Genomic DNA, 20,314 nt, shown 5'->3' with positions numbered 1-20,314 from the left:
GGCCGCGTTTCAAGGCCCTGTGCACCGTCGGGTTACGGCTTTTCCACCAGCTTGGTCACCGCCCACAGCACCTGGTTGGCCGGCGTGGGCACGCCCAGTGCTGCGCCGCGTTGCACCACATAGCCGTTGAGGTGGTCGATTTCGCTGGGCTTGCCGCGCATCAGGTCTTGCGCGGTGGATGACAGCTGGCTGGGCATGGTTTCGGCGATGCGGCGCACGGCGGCGTCCACGTCGCCGGGCAGGGTCACGCCGTCGGCGGCGGCCACGGCGCGGCATTCGGCCACTACGTCGCGCATGACGGCCAGCACGCCGGGGCGCTGCACCAGTTCACCGTAGGCGATGCGGCCCACGGCCGACAGCGCGTTGTAGGCGCAGTTGAGAATGAGCTTGGTCCAGAGCGCGCCGCGCACGTTGTCGCTCACCTCGGTGGGCACGCCGGCGGCCACCAGGGCTTGCACCACCTCGGCGCTGCGCACAGACGGTTCGATGACGAGTTCACCGCGGCCGTGGTGGCGCAGGTGGCCGGGGCCGGCCATTTCGGTGGCCACATACACCACGGCGGCGGCCACGGCCACACCGGGCAGCACGGCGCGCAGCCGCTCGGCGTTGTCCACCCCGTTTTGCAGGCACAGCACCAGCGCACCGGGTTTCAGGTGCGCGCGCATTTGTTCGCCTGCGTGTTCGGTGTCGGGCGACTTCACGGCGAACAGCACCACGTCGGCACCGGCCACGGCGCTGGCTTCGGTGCTGGCCTCCAGCGTCACGTTTTCGTCGAAGCTGAGCGTTTGCAGGCGCAGGCCGTGGGCCTGGACCGCCTGCACATGCGCCGGGCGGCCGATGAGCGTGACGCGGTGGCCGGCGCGTGCGAGCATGCCGCCGTAATAGCAACCCACGGCGCCAGCGCCCATGACGGCAACCTGCAGGGGAGCGTGAGTGGACATGAAAACCGGCTTCTCAGATCGGATCGGCCAGCAGCTTGGACAGGGCGGCGATGTTGGCCGCGCTCGGCACCTGCGGTTTCACTTCGTCTTCTTCGGCGGTGGCGTTTTCGTGTGCCTGGATGGCGTGCACCATGGCGTACTGGTTCTCCCACGAGAGCGTTTTGCCTTCCGGGCACATGTCGCGCACGGTGCCAAACCAGTAGTAGCCGTCTTTGCCGCCAAAGAGGGTGTCGATGGCGCCGGCGTCGCCGGTCTTGATGCCTTGGGCCGCCAGGATGAGCTTGAGTTTGTGGTGGGAAGCGGAGTAATGCATGGGGGATGGTGTGTGGGTGTTGGGTGACGCGGCGCCGCCATGGCGTGGTCAGATTGCGGCCCCGGGTCAGGGTCGCCGATTCTACTGAACGCCGGCGCCTGAACCGTCAGGCACCCAGCGCGCTCAGCACCTCTTCAGCCGTGGCCGGTGCGTTCATGGCCTCGGGCTGTCCACCGGCCTGGGCCACCGCATCTCGCAGCGCTTCAAACACGCTGATGCCCAGCATGAACGGTGGCTCGCCCACGGCTTTGCTGCCGTGCACGTTGTCTTCCCGGTTGGCCTCGGGCCACAGGTCCACTTTGAAGTGTGCGGGCACGTCGCCGGTGGTGGGTATTTTGTAGGTGCTGGGCGCGTGGGTTTGCAAACGGCCGTCGGCTTTCCACATCAGTTGCTCGGTGGTGAGCCAGCCCATGCCTTGCACAAAGCCGCCCTCGATCTGGCCGATGTCAATGGCCGGGTTGATGCTGCGGCCCACATCGTGCAGGATGTCCACCTTCAAGACGCGGCTCTCGCCGGTGAGCGTGTCGATGGCCACCTCACTCACCGCCGCGCCGTAAGAGAAGTAATAAAACGGCCGGCCGGTGAGGGTGGTCTTGTCGTAGTGGATCTTGGGGGTGCGGTAAAAGCCGTCGCTCCAGAGCTGGATGCGGTTGGCATAAGCCGCGCCCACCACGTTTTCAAACTGGCGGGTGGACTGCTCGGTGATGACCTGGCCGCCTTCGAAACGCACCGAGCCCGCGCCCACACCGTCGAGCCCGGCCACAAAGGCGGCCAGGTTGTCGCGCACATGGCGGGCGGCAAACTGGGCGGCGCGGCCGTTCAGGTCGGTGCCGCTGCTGGCGGCGGTGGCGCTGGCGTTGGGCACCTTGCTGGTGTCGGCTGCGGTGCACAGCACCCGCTCAAACGGCACGCCCAGTTCGTCGGCCACGATCTGCGCCACCTTGGTGTTCAGCCCCTGGCCCATTTCGGTGCCGCCGTGGTTCACCTGCACGCTGCCGTCGGTGTACACGTGCACCAGCGCGCCGGCCTGGTTGAACAGCGTGGCGGTGAAGCTGATGCCGAACTTGACCGGGGTGAGCGCGATGCCTTTTTTGATGACGGGGCTCTGCGCGTTGAAGGCCGCGATCTGCTCGCGCCGCTCGCGGTAGCCGCTGGTGCGCGCCAGTTGTGTGATCAGCGGCTCCAGGATGTTGTCTTCCACCTTCATCTGGTAGTGGGTGGTGTCGCGGCGCCGTTCCGGCGCGCTTGCGTTCCTCGGCGCGATGACTTCATCGCCGTACAGGTTGCGCAGCCGCACATCCAGCGGGTCCAGGCCCAGCGTGCGCGCGATGTCGCTCAGGATGCGCTCGATCACGATCACACCCTGCGGGCCGCCAAAGCCGCGAAAGGCGGTGTGGCTCTGGGTGTTGGTCTTGCAGCGGTAGCTGGCCACCGCCACGTCTTCCAGAAAGTACGCGTTGTCGGCGTGGAAGATGGCGCGGTCGGCCACCGGGCCAGACAGGTCGGCGCTGAAGCCGCAGTTGGCCAGCATCTCCAGCGCCAGGCCGCAGAGGCGGCCGGAGTCATCAAAACCCGCGCGGTAGTGGTAGGCAAACGGGTGGCGCTTGCCCGTGACCATGAAGTCGTCGTCGCGGTCCAGCCGCAGTTTCACCGGGCACTTGAGCCGGTTGGCAGCCACGGCCGCCCACACCGCCAGGTGGCCGGCTTGCGTTTCTTTGCCACCAAAGCCGCCGCCCATGCGCCGGCATTCCACCGTGACGGCGTGGTTGTGCAGGCCCAGCGCGTGCGACACCCAATGCTGCACTTCGCCGGGGTGCTGGGTGCTGCTGTACACCCGCCACTGGCTTTGCTCCAGCGGCACCACATAGGCAATCTGGCCTTCCAGGTAAAAGTGTTCCTGGCCACCCACTTCAAACGTGCCTTCGAGCTGGTGCGGTGCGCGTGCAAGCGCCGCCTGGGCGTCGCCGCGCTTCACATGCACCGGCGGCAACACATAACTTTGTAGCGCGTGCGCTTCCCACACGCTGAGCACGGCGGGCAGGGCTTCCACCTGCCACTTCACCAGCCGGGCGGCGCGGCGGGCGGTCATCACCGTGTCGGCCACGATCAGCCCGCCCACCTGCCCGACGAACTGCACGGTGTCGTGCGCAAACACCGGTTCGTCGTGGGCAAAAGCGGCCAGCGTGGTGTCGCCGGGAATGTCTGCCGCGCTGATGAAGGCGCGCACACCCGGCACGGCCAGGGCCGCGCTGGCGTCCAGCCCCAGCAGCTTGCCATGCGCCACCGGCGAGCACACCGGCGCCGCGTGCAGCGTGCCGCGCAGCTCGGGCAGGTCGTCGATGTAGGTGGCGGCGCCGGCCACCTGGGCGCGGGCGCTTTCGTGAAACTTGGATTGACCGGCTGCGAGCACGGGGTTGCCGGCCACAAGCTTCAGATCGGGGGCGTTCATGCGAGCACCTCCAGGGTGGAAAGGCTTTCGAGGTTGATGGCCGTCATGCCCTGGCTTTCCAGCCAGAAGCGTTGCAGCAGGTTGCCCAGCACGGTCTGGCGGTAGCGGGCGCTGGCGCGCATGTCGCTGATGGGTTGAAACTCGGCGCGCAGCGCGGCTATGGCGGCCATCACGGTGTCGGTGGTCCAGGGCTGGCCGAGCAGGGCGGCTTCGGTTTGCCTGGCGCGGGCGGGCGTGGCGGCCACGCCGCCCGCGCCGATGGAGATGTGTCGCACGGCGCCGTCTTGCAGCGTCATCTGGATGGCAAGGCAGACGGCAGAGATGTCGTCGTCGAAGCGCTTGCTGATTTTGTAGACCTTCATCGTTTCCTGCTGCGTGGGTCGCGGCATCTTGATCCAGCACAGCAGCTCGTCGGGCCGCATCACGTTGGTGCGGTAGCCGGTGTACAGGTCTTCCAGGCGCAGCTCGCGGTGGGCCACTTCGCCACCGGCGGCGGTTTTTTTCCAGCGCATCAGCACCACGCTGGCGCCCAGCGCAATCAGCAGCGGCATGCTGTCGCCAATGGGTGAGCCGCTGGCTACGTTGCCGCCCAGCGTGCCGGCGTTGCGCACCGGCAGGCCGGCAAAGCGCTGGCTGAAGGTTTTCAGCTGCGGCCGCTCGTGCACCAGCGCGGCAAAGGCGTCGGTCAGCGACACCGCTGCGCCAATGGCGATGTGGTACGGGTAGGTTTCCACGCGTCGCAGCTCGCGGGCGGCCGTCACATCGAGCACGCGGTCAAAGCGTTGGTGCAGCTTGGTGACCCACAGGCCCACGTCGGTGCAGCCGGCCACCACCTGCGCTTTGGGAAACTGTGCCCGCTGCTGCAGCAAGGCGACCAGCGTGGTGGGGCGCAGGTAGGCCTCAAGGCCCTGGCGCTTGGGTTTCAGCGCCTTGAGCGCCGCCAGTGTGGCGGCTTCGTCCACCGCGCAGCCAGCGGGCAGCGGCAGGCTGCCCATGGTTTCAGCGGCGTCCAGAATGGGGCGGTAGCCGGTGCAACGGCACAGGTTGCCCGACAGGTCGACCTGGGCCTGCTCTCGCGTGATGCCCTGACCGCCACCGAGCGCCGACGGGCCGCCCCTAGGCGCGAGAGCCCCCTCGGGGGGCAGCGAACCACACGCAGTGGGGAGCGTGGGGGCGATATGTGTCTGGTACGCACCAAACAGGCTCATCACAAAGCCCGGTGTGCAAAAGCCGCACTGGCTGGCGTGGCACTGCACCATGGCTTCTTGCGCCGGGTGCAGTTCGCCGTTGGGGGCGGCAATGTCTTCGGCGGTGAACACCGCCATGCCCGCCACCGAATGGGCCAGCCGGATGCAGCTGTTCACCGCTCTGTACGCCAGCTGACCGTCCACCGATTCACCCAGCACCACGGTGCAGGCGCCGCAGTCGCCCTCGCCGCAGCCTTCCTTGGTGGCGCTCAGGTGCAGGTCTTCGCGTAGCACCTCCAGCAGGGTGCGGTCGGGTGGTACATTGCGCAGCGTCACGGGCTGGCCGCGCCGCAAGAAAGTCAGGGTCTGGGAGACAATTTCAGAGGTCATGCGCGCCAGCATAGCGCCACCCCCATGGCACAACATATGCTCATGCGTATGGCCCGAATGCCCAAAACACCATTCACTTGCATATGACAAGGGTATGAAATACGTGTCCATGTTCGACAAGATAGATCTGCACCTGATCCGCGTGCTCCACACCGTGCTCACCGAGCGCAGCGTGTCGCGCGCGGCGCTGCGTCTGGGCATGTACCAGCCGGCGGTGAGTGCAGCGCTCAAGCGCCTGCGCGATCTGGCGGGTGACCCGCTTTTGGTGCGTTCGGGCGCCGGCATGGTGCCCACCGTGGCCGGCCTGCGCATGATTGAGCCCGCAGCCGACATCTTGCGCAGCGCGGCCGTGCTGTTTTCAGACGCCCGCAGTTTCGACCCCGCCACGGCCCAGCACAGCTTCAGCCTGGCCGCCAGCGACTACCTGGACCCGCTGTTTCTGCCCCAGCTGGTGACGCAAATCAAAAGCCTGGCGCCCCAGTGCCCGATCGACATCCACCCGCTGTCGGCCGACGCCGACTACCGCCAGCAACTCGCGCAGGGCGAGGTGGACGTGGTGATTGGCAACTGGGCCAAGCCGCCCGACGACCTGCACCTGGGCCGGCTGTTTGGCGACGAGGTGGTGTGCCTGGTGTCGAGCCAGCACCCGGCGGTGCGCCGCGGCTGGGACGCCGAAGCCTGGCTGGCGGCCGAACACATTGCCCCCACGCCCACCCACCCCGGCGCGCGTGGCGTGATCGACGAGCACCTGGCCGCCCAGGGGCTTGTGCGCCACATCACAGTGCGCTGCCCGCATTTCGGGCTGATTCCCGCCATGGTGGCGGGCAGCCTGCTGGTGCTGACCACCGGGCGGCAATATTGCGAGCGCTTCACCACCACGCTGCCGGTGCAGGTGCTGCCGTGCCCGGTGCCGTTTCCCCGCATGATGTATTACCAGCTCTGGCACGAGCGCACCCACGCGTCCAATGCCGGGCGCTGGCTGCGCGAGCAGGTCAAGAGCGTGGCGGCTTCGCTGCGCCGCCCGGAGGCGGACGCCGCGGCCGCCTGAATAACAAGAAGGACCCCATGACCACTGCCCGACTGCAACTCACCGGCATCACCAAGCGCTACCCCGGTGTGGTGGCCAACAACGGTGTCTCGCTCACGGTGGCCCCTGGAGAAATCCACGCCGTGCTGGGCGAAAACGGTGCCGGCAAGTCCACGCTGATGAAAATCATCTACGGTTCGGTCAAACCCGACGAAGGCGCGGTGATGTTCAACGGCCGACCGGTGCATGTGCGCAACCCGCAGGAGGCGCGGGCGCTGGGCATCAGCATGGTGTTTCAGCATTTCAGCCTGTTTGACACGCTCACCGTGGCCGAAAACGTGTGGCTGGGACTGGACAAGTCGTTGAGCCTGCCCGAGGTGAGCGCCAGCGTCACCGCCAAGGCGGCCGAATACGGGCTCGACATCGATCCCGCCCGCCCGGTGCACACGCTCAGCGTGGGCGAAATGCAGCGGGTGGAAATCATCCGCGCGCTGCTGACCAACCCGCAACTGCTCATCTTGGACGAACCCACCTCGGTGCTCACGCCACAGGCGGTGGAAAAGCTGTTTGTGGTGCTGAAAAAGCTGGCCTCTGAGGGGTGCAGCATTTTGTACATCAGTCACAAGCTGCACGAAATTCGCGAGCTGTGCAACGCCTGCACGGTGCTGCGCGGCGGGCAGGTCACCGGCGTGTGCGACCCGCGGCAAGAAAGCAACGCCTCGCTGAGCCGCCTGATGATTGGCGCCGAGCCGCCCGCGCTGAACGTGCGCGCGCTCAACGCGGGGGCTGACGTGTTGCAGGTGGCCGGTCTCACGCTCGCCAGCGACGACCCGTTTGGCACCCATCTGGCCGACATTGCGCTCACCGTGCGCAGCGGCGAGGTGGTGGGCATTGCTGGCGTGTCGGGCAACGGCCAGAGCGAGCTGCTGTACTGCCTGTCGGGCGAAACCACGCGGGCGCCGGTGGGCAGCATCCGGGTGGGCGGGGTGGACGCTTCGCGCTTTGGGCCGGGCAAACGCCGAGCCCTGGGCCTGCATTTTGTGCCCGAAGAGCGGCTGGGCCGCGGCGCCGTGCCTACGCTGTCGCTGGCCCACAACCTGCTGCTGTCGCGCCGCGACGCACTGGGTGCCGGTGGGTGGATCGGCGTGCGCGCGCTCAAGCGCCAGGCGGCCGACATCATTGCGCGCTACAACGTGAAGGCCAACGGGCCGGACGCGGCGGCCAAGTCGCTCTCGGGTGGCAATCTGCAAAAGTTCATCGTCGGGCGCGAGATTGAAGCCAAGCCAAAACTGCTCATCGTGAGCCAGCCCACCTGGGGCGTGGACGTGGGCGCGGCGGCACAGATTCGCGGCGAAATTCTGGCGCTGCGCGACGCCGGGTGCGCCGTGCTGGTGGTCAGCGAAGAGCTGGACGAGCTGTTCGAGATCAGCGACCGCTTGCATGTCATTGCCAAAGGCAGGCTCTCGCCCAGCCTGAACCGGGCCGACGCCACCATCGAGCGCATTGGCGAGTGGATGTCTGGCCTGTGGGATCAGCAGGCGACCAACAACAACAAGGAGACCGCCCATGCTGCGGCTTGAAGTCCGTCCCCAGCCCTCTGCGCGCTGGGGTTACGCCTCGCCGCTGCTGGCACTGGCCATCACCGTGGTCATCGGTGTGATTTTGTTTGCCTTGCTGGGCAAAGACCCGGTGCGCGGCCTGCAGGTGTTTTTCTGGGAACCCATCAAGAGCACCTATGCGCTGTCCGAGTTGATGGTCAAGGCCACGCCGCTGCTGATCATTGCGCTGGGGCTGGCGGTGTGTTTTCGTTCCAATGTGTGGAACATTGGTGCCGAGGGTCAGTTTGTCATTGGGGCCATTTTTGCCGCCGGTGTGGCGCTCATGGCTGACAAAACCACCGGCCCCTGGATCATTCCGGCCATTTTGGCGGCGGGCGTGCTGGGCGGCATGGTGTGGGCGGGCATCACGGCGTTGCTGCGCGACCGCTTCAACGCCAACGAAATTCTGGTCAGCCTGATGCTGGTGTATGTGGCCATTCAGGTGCTGAACTACCTGGTGTATGGCCCCTGGAAGGACCCGCTGGGCTACAACTTTCCGCAGACCAAGACCTTCGAGTCGGTCACGCAAATCCCCAAGCTCATGCAGGGCTCGCGCGTCAATATAGGCCTACTGATTGCGCTGGCCGGCGTGGCGGCGGTGTGGGTCTTTTTGTTTCGCACCTATGCGGGCTATGCGCAGCTGGTGGGCGGGCTGGCGCCGGCGGCGGCGCGCTACGCCGGGTTTTCTTCGCGCCGGGCGCTTTGGGTGGCGCTGCTCACATCGGGCGGTGCGGCCGGTTTGGCCGGTGCGCTGGAAGTGGCCGGGCCTATTGGTCAGCTCACGCCCTACGTGCCGGCAGGCTACGGGTTCGCCGCCATCATCGTGGCGTTTGTGGGCCGCTTGCATCCCGTGGGCATCGTGTTTTCGGCCATTCTCATGAGCATGTTCTACATCGGCGGTGAGCTGGCGCAGTCGCGCATGGGCCTGCCGAAATCCATCACCGGGGTGTTTCAGGGGCTGCTGCTGTTTGCGCTGCTCGCTTGTGACACGCTCATCGCCTACCGGCTTGTTTGGAAGAAGTGAACATGGAATCCATCGCACTCCTCATCGCCGCGTCGCTCAACGCCGGCACCGTGCTGGCCATTGCTTCACTGGGCCTGCTCATCAACGAAAAGGCCGGCATCGTCAACCTGGGCGCCGAGGGCATGATGCTGTGCGCCGCGCTGGCCGGTTTTGCCACGGTGGTGCACACCGGCAGCACCGTGGCGGGGTTTGCCGCCGGCATGGCGGCCGGGGCTTTGCTGGCTGCCATTTTTGGCGGCCTGGTGATCTGGCTCAACACCAACCAGTACGCCACCGGGCTGGCGCTGTCGCTGTTTGGCGGCGGTTTTTCGGCCTTCGCCGGTACGCGCTACGTGCAGGAAAAACTGCCCGAGCAGGCCCAGTTCGCTATTCCGGTGCTGGGGGACATTCCGCTGCTGGGCCCGGCGCTGTTTCGCCACCACCCCATGGTGTACGTGTGTGTGGGCATCGTGTTTGGGTTGATCTGGTTTTTGTACCGCACGCGCGCCGGCCTGGTTCTGCGCAGCGTGGGCGAAAGTCCCGAGTCGGCCCATGCGCTGGGCTACCCGGTGCGCCGCATCCGGCTGATGGCCGTGATGGCCGGTGGCGCCCTGTGTGGGCTTGCGGGCGCCTACGTGTCCACCGTGTACACGCCGCTGTGGGTGGAAGGCATGATCGCCGGCAAGGGCTGGATCGCGCTGGCCCTCACCACCTTTGCCACCTGGCGCCCGGCACGGGTATTGCTTGGTGCCTATCTGTTCGGTGGCGTCACCATGCTGCAGTTCCATTTGCAGGGCATTGGCGTCAACGTGCCCAGCCAGTTCCTGACCATGATGCCCTACCTGGCCACCATCGTGGTGCTGGTGCTGATCTCGCGCAACCCCACCTGGATTCGCATCAACATGCCCACGTCGATCGGCAAACCGTTTTATCCCGGTGCTTGATGAAGTACCCCCCGCGCCGCCTTCGGCGTCACCCTCCAGGGGGCGACACCAGCCGTCCGGCAGCGCCGGCCCGGCGGTGTCCCCGGCCGGTTTTCGAGGCACCGTTGCAGTGCAGATTCGTGTTTCAATTACCAGCTGTGTTTGATTTTCTTCAACTCTCCCAACCCTCCAAGAGGTTTTCATGACTGACCTGAGCAAACGTTCCTTGATCAAGCTCGCTGCCCTGACGGCAGTGGCCAGCGCCGCGCTGATCGGCTGCGGCAAGAAAGAAGAGGCGGCCCCGGCACCCGCGCCTGCACCGGCTGTGGTGGAAGCGCCCAAGGCCGAGCCGCTGAAAATTGCGTTTGCCTACGTGGGCCCGGTGGGCGACGGCGGCTGGACCTTTGCGCACGACAACGGCCGCAAGGCGCTGGAAGCCGAGTTTGGCGACAAGATCGTGACGAGCTTTGTGGAAAACGTGCCCGAGAGCGCCGACGCCGAGCGCGTCATTCGCGATCTGGCCGGTCAGGGCAACAAACTGATCTTCGGCACCACCTTCGGCTACATGGAACCCATGCTGAAAGTGGCGCCTGACTTCGCCGATGTGAAGTTTGAACACGCCACCGGCTACAAAACAGCCGCCAACCTGCGCACCTACGACAGCCGCACTTACGAAGGCGCCTACATGGCCGGCGTGATCGCGGGCGCCATGACCAAGTCCAACACCTTGGGCGTGGTGGCTTCCATCCCAATTCCCGAAGTGATCCGCAACATCAACAGCTTCACCCTGGGCGCGCAGTCGGTCAATCCGAAGGTCAAGACCAAGGTGGTGTGGGTGAACGGCTGGTTCGACCCACCGAAGGAGACGGAAGCCGCGACCTCGCTGATCAACGGCGGCGCTGACGTGCTGTTCCAGAACACCGACTCGTCGGCCGTGCTGCAGACCGCTGAAAAAATGGGCAAGCGCGCGTTTGGCTGGGACTCTGACATGACCGCCTACGGCCCTAAGGCCCACCTGGGTTCGGCCATCATCAACTGGGCGCCTTACTACATCAAGGCCACCAAAGATGCGCTGGAAGGCACCTGGAGCACGGGTGGTGTCTGGTGGGGTGTGAAAGAGGGCGCGATTGACATGGTGTCGGTGGCCGAAGACGTGCCTGCCGAAACCAAAGCCAAAGTGGACGAAATCCGCAATGGTTTGAAGGACGGCACGTTCTCCATCTGGAAGGGCCCCATCCTGGACCAGGCCGGCAAAGAAGTGCTGGCGGCTGATGCCGTGGCTGACGACGCTTTCCTGGGTGGTGTGAAGTTTTACGTCAAGGGCGTAGAAGGCAAAGTGCCTAACTGAGTTCGGCACGTCCTACGTGCGCATGGCGTTGTTGCGGGTCCCGTTCAGGCCATCCTCATGGACCGCAAGTCCATTCCGGTGGCCTGACACCCGCGCCTAGCCCTGCACCCGTCTGACGCGCCTCTAACCCAGGCGCTCGAAAAAGCTGTCTCCGGGCGGCTTTTTTGCTTTTAGGAGTTCCACATGATCGAAACACAGCTTTGGCATCCGGTGACCGCTTCGCACAGCGTGCGCGAAGCGCCCGTGGCGGTGGCGCTGCTGGGGCAGTCGCTCGTGCTCTGGCGCGAGCCGGGACACGAAGGCGCGCCGGGTGTGGTGCACGCTTGGGCCGACCGCTGCCCGCACCGGGGTGCTCGCTTGTCGCTGGGCCGGGTGTTGCACCATCTGCACGGCGCGCGGCTGGAGTGTCCGTATCACGGCTGGCAGTTTGGCGGCGACGCAGCGGCCGCTCAGGCCACTGCCGCGTGTGGGCGCTGCGTGCATGTGCCTGCCGCGCCGCTGTTCGAGCCGCCCGCGGCGCACACGGCCACGGTGTTTGAGGCCTGTGAGCAGCATGGTCTGGTGTGGGTGCGCCTGGCCGCCCCAGACAGCACCCGCGTGCCTGCTGGCCTGCGGAAGCCCCCCGCGTTTGACCCGTGGCACGACCCGCTGTGGCGGCAGGTGCTGTGTGGCCCCTACGAGGTGAACACCAGCGCACCGCGCCTGGTTGAAAACTTTCTGGACCTGAGCCATTTCGGCTTTGTGCACGAAGGCTGGCTGGGCGCACGCAGCCACGCGCAGGTGGACACCGGCCAGGTGCAGGAAACCGCTGAAGGCCTGGTGGCGAGCGACTGCCGCGCCTGGCAGCCGCGCGCCTATGCGGGCGCAAGCGACGGCGGCTGGGTGGCCTACCGCTACACCGTGCCGCATCCGTTTGCCGCCATCTTGCGCAAAGACGCCACCGAGGGCGACCCGGTGAGCAACGCCATTGCGCTGTTCATCCGGCCCGACTCGTCTGAGTCTTGCACCGCCTGGTTTGCCATGGCGACGCTGGGCGACTTGTCGGACGACGAAGAGCTGCGGGCCTTTCAGGACGCGGTGTTTGCGCAAGACCGGCCCATCGTTGAATCTCAGCAACCCAAGGCCCTGCCCATTGGGCGAGACCTGCCCATGACCGAAGTGCACAGCCCGGCCGACCGCATGTCGAGCGCCTACCGCCGCTACCTGGCCCGTTTGGGCGTGTCGCTCGGTGTGTGCTGAACACCGACCCCTGCATTGAAACCTTTCTGGAGTTGACATGACCAACCCCGCTGTTGAACGCGCTGTGGCGCTGGCCCGCGCCATCCCCAAAGCCGAGCTGCACATCCACATTGAAGGCTCGCTGGAGCCCGAGTTGATTTTTGCGCTGGCCCAGCGCAACGGCGTCAAGCTGCCCTACGCCAGCGTGGAGGCTCTGCGAGCGGCCTACGCCTTCACCGACTTGCAGAGCTTTTTGGACATTTATTACGCTGGCGCCAGCGTGTTGCTGACAGCGCAAGATTTTCACGACATGGCGTGGGCCTATTTCCTGCGCGCAAAGGCCGACAACGTCATCCACGCCGAGCTGTTTTTCGACCCGCAGACCCACACCGCCCGCGGAGTGCCCATGGCCACGGTGGTGGAAGGGCTGTCCAGCGCCTGCCGCCTGGCCGAAACCGAGCTGGGCGTCAGTTCGGCGCTGATCCTGTGTTTCTTGCGCCACCTGAGCGAGGAAGACGCTTTTGCCACGCTGGAAGCCGCGCTGCCCTACCGCGAGCACTTCATTGGCGTAGGGCTCGATTCCAGCGAACTCGGCCACCCACCCGAAAAATTCGAGCGCGTGTTTGCCCGCTGCCGCGAGCTGGGTTTGCGCCTGGTGGCGCATGCGGGCGAGGAGGGCCCGCCCGATTACATGTGGCAAGCCATCGACCTGCTGAAGGTGCAGCGCATCGACCACGGTGTGGCCTGCCTGCAAGACCCGCTGCTGGTGGCTGAACTGGCGCACACGCGCCTGCCCCTCACGGTGTGTCCGTTGTCCAACCTGAAACTGTGCGTGGTGCGCGACCTGCGCGAGCACCCGCTGAAAACGATGCTGGACGCGGGGCTTTGTGTGACGGTGAATTCAGACGATCCCGCGTATTTTGGTGGCTATATGAACGCCAACTTTGAGCAGACGGTGGCCGCGCTGGGCTTGTCCGAAGCCGAGGTGGTTACCCTGGCGCGCAACAGTGTTGAAGCCAGTTTTGTGAGCGATACCCAGCGGAGCAGCCTGTATGCCGCTGTGAACCGAGTGGTGGCAGCGTTTGACTTGAAGGTTTGAAACACCCATAAAAAACGCCGTGGGCATCACAAGTGGATGCCCACGGCGTTGTGCTTTTCAGCGCAGCAGGGTCAGATCTGCTGGGCGTCTGCTTCCCTTTCGCGGGCACGCATGAAGTTCTTCAGTGAACCCCAGGCGCTCCACAGCAGGATGGCAGCACCAAAGGCAAGGAAGCCGGCGCTGATGGGGCGATCAATGAAGGTGGACAGCTCGCCGCGTGACAGCAACAGGGCGCGGCGCAGATTTTCTTCCATGAGCGGGCCCAGCACAAAACCGAGCAACAGCGGTGCGGCTTCAAACTTGAACACCGCTAGCAAGTAACCCACAGCGCCAACGCCCGCGACCATCAACACGTCAAAGGTGTTGTTGTTGACGCTGTACACCCCGAGGCTAATGAACACCAGAATGGCGGGGAACAAGACGCGGTAAGGGATACGCAAAATGGCGACCCACAGACCGATCATGGGCAGGTTGAGCACCATCAGCATGATGTTGCCAATACCAAAGCTGACGATCAAACCCCAGAACAGGTCAGGCTGCTGGCTCATGAGCATGGGGCCGGGCTGGATGCCGTGGATGATCAGAGCGCCAAGCATCAGGGCCATCACGGCGTCGCCCGGAATACCCAGCGAGAGCGTGGGCACAAAGGCGGTTTGAGCGGCGGCGTTGTTGGCTGCTTCGGGCGCGGTGATGCCCTCAATGGCGCCGTTGCCAAAACGGCTGGGATCTTTCGCGATCTTCTTTTCAACCGCGTAAGACATGAACGACGCAATGGATGCACCGGTGCCGGGCAGGGCGCCAAAGAAACTGCCGATGCCGGTACCACGCAGCATGGGCATGATGGAATCTTTGACGTCTTTGCGGGTAGGCGTCATCGACCGCATGGTGATCTTTTCCTTGACCTCGCTGCCGCGAACTTGGTTGATACTGGAAATCACCTCAGCGATACCAAACACGCCCATGGCCAGTGCCACCAGGTTGATGCCGTCCATCAACTCGGGGATACCGAAGTCGAAACGCGCCTGGCCTGAGTTGACGTCGGTGCCCACGGTGCCCAGCAACAGGCCCAGGATCACCATCGACAAACCTTTGGCTGGCGAGCCCGACGCCAGCGCCGACGCCGCAATCAGGCCCAGCAACATCATGGCGAAGTACTCGGCGGCGCCGAATTTCAGGCCCAGCTCTGCAATGGCGGGTGAAAACAACACCAGCGCCAAAATGCCCAGCATGGAACCCACGAACGAAGCGATGGTGGTCATGAACAAAGCCACGCCCGCTCGCCCTTGTTTGGCCATCGGGTAGCCGTCCAGGCAGGCCACCGCCGACGATGGGGTGCCGGGCAGATTCAGCAGGATCGACGCGGTGGAGCCGCCGTATTGGGCGCCATAGTAAACGCCTGCCAGCATCACGATGGCCGCGGTCGGGGGAATGTGGTACGTGATCGGCAGCAGCAGGGAGATCGTGGCGAGTGCCCCGATGCCGGGCAGGACTCCAATGAGTGTGCCCAGAAAGACGCCGATGAAACAGTACAGCAACGTAACGGGATTTAATGCGGATTCAAGGCCAAGCATCAGGCCATTGAGAATATCCATGGTGTTGTCTCTTTTAGTGGGGTGAGGGGTGGGCCGGCTGGGCGTTGTGTGCTGTTACGGGCTCCATGGCCAAATGGGCAGCACCATGCTCAAACCCAATCCAAACACCAGATAAGTGATCAATGCCACGCCCGCTGCAACCATCAGGCGGCCTTTCCAGCGTGTCTCGTTGTCGGCCAACGAAGCCAGCACCACGGTCAGCATGGTGGCCAGAATCAGGCCCAGCACCTTCAGCGTGAGGGCAAATGCCACGATGCTGGCCATAACCAGCGCGAATGTTTTCCATTGCACATTGATGGCTGGCCCGCTGCGAAAGAAGGCTGGAACAGCGATCATGAGCCCAAGCACCGCCAACAACGCACCCAGCGTGACCGGGAAGAAGCCTGCGCCCATGCGGTTGAGATCACCGAACTCATAGCGCTGGGCGTAGACGGCGGCGAATGTGCCCAGGGCGGCCAGCGCCAGGCCCCCGAGAACATCCTGCATGTCCTTGTGTTTCATTTTTTGTCTCCTGGTTGACGTATGTTGTGCGCCATTGTTCCTATGTCGCTGCACACAGATTGGAAAGGCAAAACCTTCTGCTGTCGCTACGTAATTGCACTTAGCTTGTTCAGGGCACCGCAGCGCATGCACGGCGTGCAGGCATGGCGCCAGCGCGCAGGAGGTGGCGGGTTAAAATGCAGCCTGCGAGCCGGTGCTTCCCCGGCTCGCTTTTTTATTCACGGAAGCCATGTAGAGGACCACCATGTACAAAAACCTCGTGACCCGGCGCGCCTGCGCCTTGGCGGTTACCAGCTTTTTCTTTTCTTTTCCCCTCGCCACGACCGCACAGACGGCCAGCCAGTCGCCGCCGGGGGCGCCGCTGAAGGTTGCGTTTGTGTACGTCGCACCGCTCACCGAAGCGGGCTGGGTGCGCCAGCACGAACAGGGCCGCCTGGCGGTGGCGGCTGCGCTGGGCAGCCAGGTGCAAACCCATTTTGTGGAAAACGTGGCCGAGGGTGCGGATGCCGAGCGCGTCATCCGCGACCTGGCGCGTCAGGGGCACGGCATTATCTTCACGCCGAGTTTTGGTTACATGGAGCCCACGCTCAAGGTAGCCAAAGAATTTCCGGGCGTGAAGTTCGAGTCCATCACCGGCTACAAAAATGCGCTCAATGTGGCCACTGCCAACGCGCGCTACTACGAAGGCCGCTACCTGGCTGGCATTGCGGCGGGCCGCATGGCCAGTCAGGCCGGTTACGTGGCGGGCTTCCCGATTCCCGAGGTGATTCAGGGCATCAATGCGTTCACGCTGGGCATGCGCTCGGTCAACCCCGCGGCCACGGTGCGGGTGGTGTGGCTGGGTGAGTGGTTCAACCCGCCGCGCGAACGCGACGCCGCCATGACGCTGATGAACCAGGGCGCCGAAGTGCTGGCGTTTCACACCGGCTCCACCGCGGTGATGGCCGCTGCGCAAGAGCGCGGCAAGCTGGCCGTGGCCTACCACTCCGACATGCGCAAGGTGGCGCCCGATGCGCAGGTGGTGGCCGTGACCCACTTGTGGGGCGATTACTACACCCGCCGCGTAAAGGCGGTGCTCGACGGCACCTGGCAGAGCGCCAGTGTGTGGGGCGGCGTGAAGGACGGCATGGTGCGTGTGGACGGTTTCGGCAGCCAGGTGCCGGCTGCTGTGCGCCAGGAAGTGCTGGCGCGCCAGGCCGATATGGCGGCCGGCAAGCTGCGGGTGTTTGCCGCCAAAACCGCGGTGCTCAGCAACGAGGGCCAGGTGGTCATCGGCGCGGGGCAGGCGCTGTCGGACGCCGACATTCTCAATATGAACTGGCTGGTGGACGGCGTGCAGGCCAAGCTGGGTCACTGACGGTTGGCGGGGTGTCTGCCGGCATGGCAACTATGCCAAGAGCGGTATGCCTGCGGGGCAGAACCCCGCTAAGCTCAAGGCCTTATGAAAGCCTACCGTGCCGCCGTTCTCCGTTTTGCCGACGACCAGACCCCCGTCTACGAGCCCGATGGCCTGCTGGTGGTGGGTCCAGATGCCACCGGGCAGCGCGTGGTGCGGGCCGTGGGCGACCATACCGCGCTGGTGGACCGCTTCCCCGGTGTGGCCATTGAAGACCTGCGGGGCCACATCATTGCGCCGGGGTTTGTGGACATGCACATCCACTATCCGCAAACCGATGTGATCGGGGCGCCGGCGGCGGGCTTGTTGCCCTGGCTGGAAAACTACACCTTCCCGCACGAGTCCCGGTTTTCAGACCCGGACTACGCACGCGGCGTGGCCGAATTTTTTCTGGATGAGTTGCTGCGCCACGGTGTCACCACGGCGCTGGCGTTTGCCACCTCGCACCCGAGTTCGGTCAACGCCATGTTTGAGGCTGCTCAGGCCCGGGGCGTGCGCCTCATCACCGGCAAAGTGCTGCAAGACCGCCACAGCCCCGACGGCGTGCGCGATGACACCGAGCAAAGCCTGATCGACACCGAAACGCTGATCCAGCGCTGGCACGGCGTGGACCGCCTGGGCTACGCCATCACGCCGCGTTTTGCGCCCACCAGCACGCCCGAGCAGTTGCGCGGCGCGGGCGAGCTGGCCGCCCGCTACCCCAGCGTCTGGGTGCAGTCGCATGTGGCCGAAAACCGCGACGAGGTGCAGTGGGTGGCCGAGCTGTTTCCGCACGCGCGCAGCTACCTGGGGGTGTACGCCGACTTCGGCCTGCTGCGCGAGCGCGCTGTTTACGCCCACTGCATCCACCTGGACACGGCCGACCGTGCGCTCATGCAGCAAACCGGCGCCGCAGCCGCCATCAGCCCCACGAGCAATCTCTTTTTGGGCAGCGGATTTTTTGACTACGCCGCCGCCGACGCCGCGGGCATGCGCTACGGCCTGGCCAGCGACGTGGGCGGGGGCACCAGTTTTTCACCGTTTCACACCATGCTGGCGGCCTACTACGTGGGCCGTGAGGGACACACCAAGACCGGCCTGAGCCTGACCCCAGGCCAGCTCTGGTGGCAGCACACGGCGGGCGCCGCGCAGGCGCTGGGCTTGGGCGGCGTGGTGGGCAACTTGCAGCCGGGTTGCGAAGCCGACTTCGTGGTGCTCAACCCGCAGGCCACGCCGCTGCTGGCACGCAAGACCGCGCAGGCCAACAGCCTGGAAGAATTGCTGTTTGCGCTCATCGTGCTGGGCGATGACCGGGTTGTTGTCCGCACAGTGACGGGCTGACGCGTTCAGCGGTGCAGGGCTGCGTCCGTACAATCGGCAGCTATTCCACGGAGCACACCAGCATGAGTATCAAGAGCGACAAATGGATCCGCCGCATGGCCGAGCAGCACGGCATGATCGAGCCCTTCGAGCCGGGCCAGATCCGACAAAACGCCGCTGGCGAAAAAATCGTGAGCTACGGCACCAGCAGCTACGGTTATGACATCCGTTGTGCGCCCGAATTCAAGGTGTTCACCAACATCCACAGCACCGTGGTGGACCCCAAGAACTTTGATGAAAACAGCTTTGTCGACATCAACAAAGACGTGTGCGTCATTCCGCCCAACAGTTTTGCGCTGGCGCGCACCATGGAATACTTCCGCATTCCGCGCAATGTGCTGACCATTTGCCTGGGCAAAAGCACCTACGCGCGCTGCGGCATCATCGTCAATGTGACCCCGTTCGAGCCCGAGTGGGAAGGCTATGTGACGCTGGAGTTCAGCAACACCACGCCGCTGCCAGCCAAGATCTACGCGGGCGAAGGCTGCGCCCAGGTGCTGTTCTTTGAGAGCGACAAGGACGATGTCTGTGAAGTCAGCTACAAAGACCGTGGCGGCAAATACCAGGGCCAGGTGGGCGTGACGCTGCCCAAGACCTGAGTGCCTGGGCTGGCATGGGCTGTTTGACATGCATCAAAGCGGCGGGGCAGCGCTCCGGCTAGCATCGCGCTTCTTGTTTGCGGGCACCCCCGGTGGTGTCGCTGCGTGTTCCTCGCTGGCTTTGGCTGGCGTTTGTGTGTACCGCACGCCTTCCGTGTGTGCTTGCCGGGACCTACCTCCCCATTTGCTCCATGTCTCACGTTTCCCCTTCGTTCCAGCATCCTGAACCCATTCCCTTGGGGCAGCCCCTGCCGCACCGCAAGGTGATCCGCGGCTGGCTGGCGCCCATCGTCGAGCGCCGCACCGCGCTGGCGGTGTTTTTGCTGGCCTTGGATCTGGTCATTTACGCGGCTCTCATGGCTGGCACCGTGCTGCTGGACGCCTGGTGGGCCAAGCTGCTGTGCGGCATGGCAGCGGGTTTCATGATCGGGCGGCTGTTTGTCATCGGGCACGACGCCTGCCACCAGAGTTACACCCCGCACCGCCGCCTGAACCGCGTGCTGGGCCGCATCGCCTTCACCGTGTCGCTCACGCCCTACAGCCTGTGGGAAGTGGGGCACAACGTGGTGCACCACGGGTACACCAACCTCAAGGGCGTGGACTTTGTGTGGGCACCGCTCACCAAAGAAGAGTTTGAAGCGCTGTCCCCTACCCGCCGTGCGCTGGAGCGGCTCTACCGCAGCGGCCTGGGCCCGGCGTTTTATTACCTGATTGAAATGTGGTGGCTGCGCATGTTCTTCCCGCGCAAAACCTACATGGGCACCCAGCGCAAAGAATTCATGTGGGACGGCGTGTACGTGGTTGCCAGCGCGTTGGTGTGGATCGGCGCACTGGTGGCCGCAGCGTTTGCCACCGGGCAGTCGGTGTGGGCTACCCTGGGCTATGGCTTTGTGGTGCCGTTTATGTTCTGGAACGCCATGATCGGCTTTGTGGTGTACGTGCACCACACGCACACCGCCGTGCAGTGGCACGACGACAAAGCCGCCTGGGCCAAGGCCGCGCCGTTTGTCTCCACCACGGTACACATGAGCTTCCCCATGCGCATTGGCGCGCTGATGCACCACATCATGGAGCACACCGCGCACCACGTGGACATGAGCATTCCGCTCTACAAGCTCGAAGGCGCACAACAGGTGCTGGAAGAGGCCTTGCCAGGCCGCATCATCGTGCAGAAATTTTCGTGGGCCTGGTACTTTGACACCGCCCGCAAATGCAAGCTGTACGACTTCACCCGCCGCTGCTGGACCGACTTCCAGGGTCGCCCCACCAGCGACTTCAAGCCCGCCATGGTGTGAGGGGCGCGAGCGTCAAGCAACGCCTCTCGAATTCATAAAAAAAGCGCTGCATGGCAGCGCTTTTTTGTGTCGGTTG

At 64.8% G+C, this 20,314-nt stretch carries 17 protein-coding genes; 11 read left to right on the top strand and 6 right to left on the bottom strand.

Annotated elements, in window-relative coordinates:
* Positions 1–32: 32 nt before the first annotated feature.
* The 4 genes from AC4QBL_RS12240 to xdhA form a co-directional block, all read right to left on the bottom strand.
* Positions 33–941 carry a ketopantoate reductase family protein gene (locus AC4QBL_RS12240; RefSeq protein WP_472907789.1) on the bottom strand — a complete coding sequence of 303 codons (909 nt, stop codon included), beginning with the start codon at positions 939–941 and terminating at the stop codon, positions 33–35.
* A gap of 13 nt (positions 942–954) precedes the next feature.
* Positions 955–1,254: a hypothetical protein gene (locus AC4QBL_RS12235; RefSeq protein WP_472901114.1), complete on the bottom strand. Its 300-nt coding sequence runs from the start codon at positions 1,252–1,254 to the stop codon at positions 955–957.
* 106 nt (positions 1,255–1,360) lie between these two features.
* Positions 1,361–3,703 (bottom strand): xanthine dehydrogenase molybdopterin binding subunit, encoded by a 2,343-nt coding sequence (gene xdhB, locus AC4QBL_RS12230; protein ID WP_472901113.1) that lies wholly within the window; start codon positions 3,701–3,703, stop codon positions 1,361–1,363.
* Positions 3,700–5,280 (bottom strand): xanthine dehydrogenase small subunit, encoded by a 1,581-nt coding sequence (gene xdhA, locus AC4QBL_RS12225; RefSeq protein ID WP_472901112.1) that lies wholly within the window; start codon positions 5,278–5,280, stop codon positions 3,700–3,702. The genes xdhB and xdhA overlap by 4 nt, the downstream gene beginning before the upstream one ends.
* Before the next feature lie 94 nt (positions 5,281–5,374).
* Between xdhA and AC4QBL_RS12220 the strand changes: the two genes are divergently transcribed.
* The 7 genes from AC4QBL_RS12220 (at position 5,375) to AC4QBL_RS12190 (ending at position 13,496) form a co-directional block, all read left to right on the top strand.
* Complete coding sequence (locus AC4QBL_RS12220; RefSeq protein ID WP_472901111.1) at positions 5,375–6,328, top strand: LysR family transcriptional regulator; 954 nt, start codon at positions 5,375–5,377, stop codon at positions 6,326–6,328.
* A 17-nt stretch (positions 6,329–6,345) separates the two neighbouring features.
* Entirely contained in the window at positions 6,346–7,887 is a 1,542-nt protein-coding gene (locus tag AC4QBL_RS12215) for an ABC transporter ATP-binding protein (protein WP_472907788.1), read from the top strand.
* Positions 7,874–8,929: an ABC transporter permease gene (locus tag AC4QBL_RS12210; protein ID WP_472901109.1), complete on the top strand. Its 1,056-nt coding sequence runs from the start codon at positions 7,874–7,876 to the stop codon at positions 8,927–8,929. The genes AC4QBL_RS12215 and AC4QBL_RS12210 overlap by 14 nt, the downstream gene beginning before the upstream one ends.
* 2 nt (positions 8,930–8,931) lie before the next feature.
* Positions 8,932–9,852, top strand: coding sequence for an ABC transporter permease (locus AC4QBL_RS12205; RefSeq protein WP_472901108.1), 921 nt, complete (start codon positions 8,932–8,934; stop codon positions 9,850–9,852).
* A gap of 181 nt (positions 9,853–10,033) precedes the next feature.
* Positions 10,034–11,179 carry a BMP family ABC transporter substrate-binding protein gene (locus tag AC4QBL_RS12200; protein WP_472901107.1) on the top strand — a complete coding sequence of 382 codons (1,146 nt, stop codon included), beginning with the start codon at positions 10,034–10,036 and terminating at the stop codon, positions 11,177–11,179.
* A 183-nt stretch (positions 11,180–11,362) separates the two neighbouring features.
* On the top strand, positions 11,363–12,418 hold the full coding sequence (locus AC4QBL_RS12195) for a Rieske 2Fe-2S domain-containing protein (protein WP_472901106.1): 1,056 nt from the start codon (positions 11,363–11,365) through the stop codon (positions 12,416–12,418).
* A gap of 37 nt (positions 12,419–12,455) precedes the next feature.
* Positions 12,456–13,496 carry an adenosine deaminase gene (locus AC4QBL_RS12190; protein WP_472901105.1) on the top strand — a complete coding sequence of 347 codons (1,041 nt, stop codon included), beginning with the start codon at positions 12,456–12,458 and terminating at the stop codon, positions 13,494–13,496.
* 71 nt (positions 13,497–13,567) lie between these two features.
* Here AC4QBL_RS12190 and AC4QBL_RS12185 read toward each other — a convergent pair whose 3' ends face one another.
* Positions 13,568–15,088: a tripartite tricarboxylate transporter permease gene (locus AC4QBL_RS12185; RefSeq protein WP_472907787.1), complete on the bottom strand. Its 1,521-nt coding sequence runs from the start codon at positions 15,086–15,088 to the stop codon at positions 13,568–13,570.
* Positions 15,089–15,142: 54 nt separating this feature from the next.
* Entirely contained in the window at positions 15,143–15,589 is a 447-nt protein-coding gene (locus AC4QBL_RS12180; protein ID WP_472907786.1) for a tripartite tricarboxylate transporter TctB family protein, read from the bottom strand.
* A 244-nt stretch (positions 15,590–15,833) separates the two neighbouring features.
* On the opposite strand from AC4QBL_RS12180, the gene AC4QBL_RS12175 reads away from it, so the two are divergent.
* From AC4QBL_RS12175 to AC4QBL_RS12160, 4 genes are all read left to right on the top strand, one after another.
* Positions 15,834–16,946 carry a BMP family ABC transporter substrate-binding protein gene (locus tag AC4QBL_RS12175; RefSeq protein ID WP_472907785.1) on the top strand — a complete coding sequence of 371 codons (1,113 nt, stop codon included), beginning with the start codon at positions 15,834–15,836 and terminating at the stop codon, positions 16,944–16,946.
* An 84-nt stretch (positions 16,947–17,030) separates the two neighbouring features.
* On the top strand, positions 17,031–18,305 hold the full coding sequence (gene guaD, locus AC4QBL_RS12170; protein ID WP_472907784.1) for a guanine deaminase: 1,275 nt from the start codon (positions 17,031–17,033) through the stop codon (positions 18,303–18,305).
* Between the two features lie 62 nt (positions 18,306–18,367).
* Positions 18,368–18,943 (top strand): dCTP deaminase, encoded by a 576-nt coding sequence (dcd, locus tag AC4QBL_RS12165; protein WP_439115076.1) that lies wholly within the window; start codon positions 18,368–18,370, stop codon positions 18,941–18,943.
* A gap of 191 nt (positions 18,944–19,134) precedes the next feature.
* Positions 19,135–20,238, top strand: a complete 1,104-nt coding sequence (locus AC4QBL_RS12160) for a fatty acid desaturase (RefSeq protein WP_472907783.1) — start codon at positions 19,135–19,137, stop codon at positions 20,236–20,238.
* The last annotated feature ends 76 nt before the right edge of the window (positions 20,239–20,314 follow it).

Source organism: Hydrogenophaga sp. L99 (genome assembly GCF_058731905.1).
The sequence above is the reverse complement of the archived record's forward strand: the minus strand, read 5'-3'. Positions and strand labels throughout refer to the sequence as shown.